The sequence below is a fragment of the Rubrivirga sp. genome, from assembly GCF_049648075.1.
Taxonomy (GTDB): domain Bacteria; phylum Bacteroidota; class Rhodothermia; order Rhodothermales; family Rubricoccaceae; genus Rubrivirga.
This window is the reverse complement of record NZ_JBARYR010000671.1, coordinates 1-3,940: the sequence shown is the minus strand read 5'-3', so window position 1 is coordinate 3,940 and position 3,940 is coordinate 1. Positions and strand designations below refer to the sequence as shown.

Sequence of the window (3,940 nt, the reverse complement as noted above, 5' to 3'; positions counted from 1 at the left end):
GAGCCTGGCCGGCCGGCGTCTGGGCCAGCCCCGGTTGCCGGAGCAGCCCGTCGATGCCGCCCATGCTCTCGAGGCCGCGCTCGGGGATCACAATGACGTCGGGCGAGGCGTCGGCGACGGCCTCGGCGGTCAGCGGGCGGAAGTCTTGGAAGGCGGTCACGACGTTCTCGGCGCCGGCCATCCGCAGCACCGTGTCGGCCGCGTTGTTCGTCCCGGACACCATCACGACGCCGGCGCCTCTCGCGTAGACGAACAAGGCTCTCACGCCCTCGACAGGCTCCACGGCCCCGAGCTCGGACCGCATCTGCGCGACGACGGGCTCGGCTTGGTCCCCGACGCCGTAGATCGCGGCGACGCGCCGGACGCGGTCTTCGGCGCCCTCGAGGTCGGTGACCTCCGGGACGACCTCGACGGTGACGCCGGCCGCTCGGATCTGATCGAGGACGCCGGGCGGCCCGGTCCCCTCGATCGCGACGACCATCGTCGGGTTGAGCGACAGCACGCCCTCGGCCGACGTCTGGCGGAAGTAGTCGAGCCGTGGCTTGTCCAGGATCGAGGCCGGGTACAGGCTCGACCGGTCCGTCCCAACGACCTCGCCCTCGAGGCCGAGCGCGTGCGTGATCTCGGTGACCGGCCCGCCCAGCGTCACGATCCGCCGCTCCGACGAGGCTTCTGCCGAGACCGCCTCGGACCGCTCGGGCGCGGCGCAGCCGGCGAGGACGATGGTGGAGAGGAGAGCGAGGCGGAGCATCGCGGCTTGTGTGGACTGAGTCTAAACTAGACGGAGTTCAGATAAGCTGCCCGGCGGCTACAGCCTTTTCACGCCGCCTCGTCCTCGAGGGCGTCGCTCCGCTTCGGCAAGCAGGGCCGCTACGCTCTCGTGATCGCTCCCTTCTCCACCGTCGTTGGCTGCGTCGTCCTCGAAGACTCGGGTCCCCGGGTGCGAGGGGATGACGGCTGGTGGTTGGGTGCGCGCGGAGAACGCCGCAGCGATGCCTCTGGCAAGTCCAGGGCGTCCTCGAGGGCGGGCCTACGCGGCCGTCGGCAGGTCGTCCCAGCTGACGGTGTAGCGCGGGCTCATCATCTCGCGGCGCATGGCCCAGGCCGGCCCTCCGCGACCGGCGTCCATCTCGACGCGTGCCGAGGGCGAGCCCTGCGACGCGAGAGCGACGGTGTGCCGCCCGAACTGGCGGTTGATCCGGTCCAGCGCCTCCCACAACTCCGTCTTTTCCGCGGCCTTCGGCACGAACAGGTCCGCCTGGCACGCACTCTGGAGTGACAGCTCGGTCAGGATCACGCCGGCCTTCATGTAGCGGTACGGCACGCCCCGCGCGTTCGTGGGCCGGTGGCACGACTGGAGCAGGCGCCGTGCCGTTCGAACGATCGTGGCCGTGCTCGAGGTCGGGTGCACGAACCCGGTCATCAGGGTGCCGTGGCGGTGCGGCCCATCTCCGTGCCGAGACCCGCCGGTCGTGACGAACACCTGGAGCGCGCCGGCCGCCAATCCCTCAGCCCGCAGCTTCTCTGCTGCTCGTGCTGCGTGGTTCGCGACGGCCTCGAGGGCGACCCCGAGCTCGGGCGTTCTGCGGCCGAACGACCGCGAGCGCACGAGCGACCGACGAGGCGTCGGCCCGGCGCCGGGGGTGTGGCACGGGACGCCGCGCAACTCCCACGCCGTCCGCGTCCCGACGACGGTGTACGGCCTTAGCCGTTCCTCAGACAGACTCGCAAAGGCCGCGGCTGTCTTGACGTTCTCGGCCTCGAGGCGAGCGGACCACCGCGGGCCGATGCCCCAGACGTCGCCGACCGGCATCGAGCGCAAGAACGCGTCGCGGTCGGGGTGGCCCCAGAAGCAGACCGTGCCGCCATGGTCCCGGGCGTACTCGCTCGCCGCCTTCGCCAGCGTCCGTGTCTCCGCGATCGACACGCGGACGCCGATCCCGATCGCGCGCTCGACCTCAAGGCGGATCTCACGAGCGTCGGCCTCCAAGCGTTCGCGCTCGCCCGGCGCCGGCTGGCCGTCCTCGAGGACGGATGCTCGAAGCGTCAGGAACGCCTCGTCGATCGAGTGGATGTCCACGTCGGGTGTGAACCGTTCCAGCGTCGCCATGACGCGGCGCGACAGGTCGGCGTAGAGGGCGTAGTTCGAGCTGAACACGACGATCCCTTTCCGCTCCAAGTCGCGGCGGACCTTGAAGTACGGTGCGCCCATCGGGACGCCCAGCGACTTGGCTTGGCGGTCGCGCGAGATCACGCACCCGTCGTTGTTCGACAAGACCACGATGGGTTTGTGTTTCAGGTCCGGGCGGAAGGCCCGCTCGCACGAGCAGTAGAACGCCGAGCAGTCGACGAGCGCGACCAGGTGACGCGTCTTCACGGTCGGTGCTTGTGGATGGTGAACGTCACGACGCCGTAGATCAGCAGTTCGTGGCCGGGGCAGATCTGGATCGCCGCGTGCCGGTCGGACTCGGGCACGAGCCACATCTGCGTCCCGTGGCGGACGAACCGCTTGACGGTGTACTCCCCATCGAGGTCGGCGATGACGACGTCACCGCTCCGGGCCTCGGCCCCTTTCTTGACGACCAGGACGTCGTCGGGGAAGATGCCCGCGCCGACCATCGAATCGCCCGAGCAGCGGAACAGGTACACGTCCGGGCTCAGCCCGACGTACTCGTTGAGGTCGAGGAGCTGCTCGACGTAGTCGTCGGCGGGCGAGGGGAATCCGGCCGGGATGCGTGTGAGCAGGAGCGGCCTCGAGGCCGGCTTGAGCGGAGCGAGCGGGCCGAGGAGGGTGGCGGGCACGGAGACGTGGGAGAGGGGCACGCTGAAGGACGTCCCTGGCGGTGACACCGTGCGAGTCATGCGGTGTGATCTATGTGCGGCTGGATGAATCCATCGAGGACGCGTCCCCACGTCCGAACGGAGCCGGTCGCGACGCGTCCACCGAGCCCCCACTCGACCTCGATGCGCGTCCTCCTCTTCGGCCTGCTCGCCCTCGCCGCGTGCGCCGACGCTCCCGCCCCGATGGAGTCCACCTTGGAGGTCCGCGCGCTCTACATCGAGCCCGTCTACCAGGGCGAGGCGATCCTGGTCAACCACGAACCGATCCCGGACCGGATGCCGGCCATGCGGATGGCCATGCGCCTGTACACGCCGGCCTTGCTCGACAGCCTGACGGAGGGCTCGAAGGTGTTACTCACGCTCGACAGCGCGTCCCTCGAGGTGATCGGCATCGAGGAGTTGCCGTTCGAGACGGTCCTCGACCTCGACCCGGGCGACGAGAACGGCCGCGGCGGCATCGTCCTCCCAACGCCAGAGTAGCGGTCCCGACCTCGAGGGCGGAATGCGTGCGGAGGTGCGGAAGGGGAGAGGTGCGGAGGTCCGCCGTGTTGCGCCCTCGAGGCCGGTTCGCGAAGACCTACGAGCCGCCACGGTGAGCGCGTCCTCGAGGACGCGCGCGGCGCGTCGAGGTCCTTCGGCTGCGCTCCGCTCAGGATGACGTCGTGGGAAGGCGGCAGCCGTCAGTAGAGTCGGTCAGCCGACCTCACCCTCACCAACAACGTCATTCCGAGCGCTGTCGAGGAATCTCGACGCCTCTCCAGCATGGCGCGCACTCCCCGACCGTCCTCGAGGCCGACACCTGAAGCGGACCGCGTCCTCGAGGACGGCAGCACGCGGCATCGAGGTCGCGGGCGCCGAGGCCGTCTCGTCCCTAGACTGAGGTCCCGTCCTCGAGGCTCATGCTCGTTACGAAGGAAGACTACTGGCGCGGACAAAAGCGCCGCATCGGCATCCTGCTCGCTGTCTGGGCCATTGTCGGGTTTGGGCTCGCCATCTTCGGAGCGCCCGCGCTCAACGCGGTCTCGTTCGGTGGCGTCCCGCTCGGCTTCTGGATGGCCCAGCAAGGTGCCATCTTCGTGTTCGTGGCACTGATCTGGAT

Annotated in this window: 5 protein-coding genes; 2 read left to right on the top strand and 3 right to left on the bottom strand. The window is 69.6% G+C overall.

The window, feature by feature from the left end:
• The 3 genes from WBA11_RS18030 to WBA11_RS18020 all read right to left on the bottom strand — a co-directional run.
• A partial coding sequence (locus WBA11_RS18030) for a heme/hemin ABC transporter substrate-binding protein (RefSeq protein WP_424522020.1) occupies positions 1–751 on the bottom strand: 751 nt, incomplete at its 3' end.
• Between the two features lie 279 nt (positions 752–1,030).
• Positions 1,031–2,377: a Y-family DNA polymerase gene (locus tag WBA11_RS18025; RefSeq protein WP_424522019.1), complete on the bottom strand. Its 1,347-nt coding sequence runs from the start codon at positions 2,375–2,377 to the stop codon at positions 1,031–1,033.
• The gene (locus WBA11_RS18020; RefSeq protein ID WP_424522018.1) at positions 2,374–2,802 is read right to left on the bottom strand and encodes a LexA family protein; all 429 of its coding nucleotides are present in this window, start codon (positions 2,800–2,802) and stop codon (positions 2,374–2,376) included. The genes WBA11_RS18025 and WBA11_RS18020 overlap by 4 nt, the downstream gene beginning before the upstream one ends.
• Before the next feature lie 162 nt (positions 2,803–2,964).
• On the opposite strand from WBA11_RS18020, the gene WBA11_RS18015 reads away from it, so the two are divergent.
• A complete protein-coding gene (locus WBA11_RS18015) occupies positions 2,965–3,321 on the top strand; it encodes a copper-binding protein (RefSeq protein WP_424522017.1) in 357 nt (118 codons plus the stop codon).
• Between the two features lie 419 nt (positions 3,322–3,740).
• The coding region (locus tag WBA11_RS18010) for a DUF4212 domain-containing protein (protein ID WP_424522016.1) at positions 3,741–3,940 on the top strand (200 nt) is incomplete at its 3' end.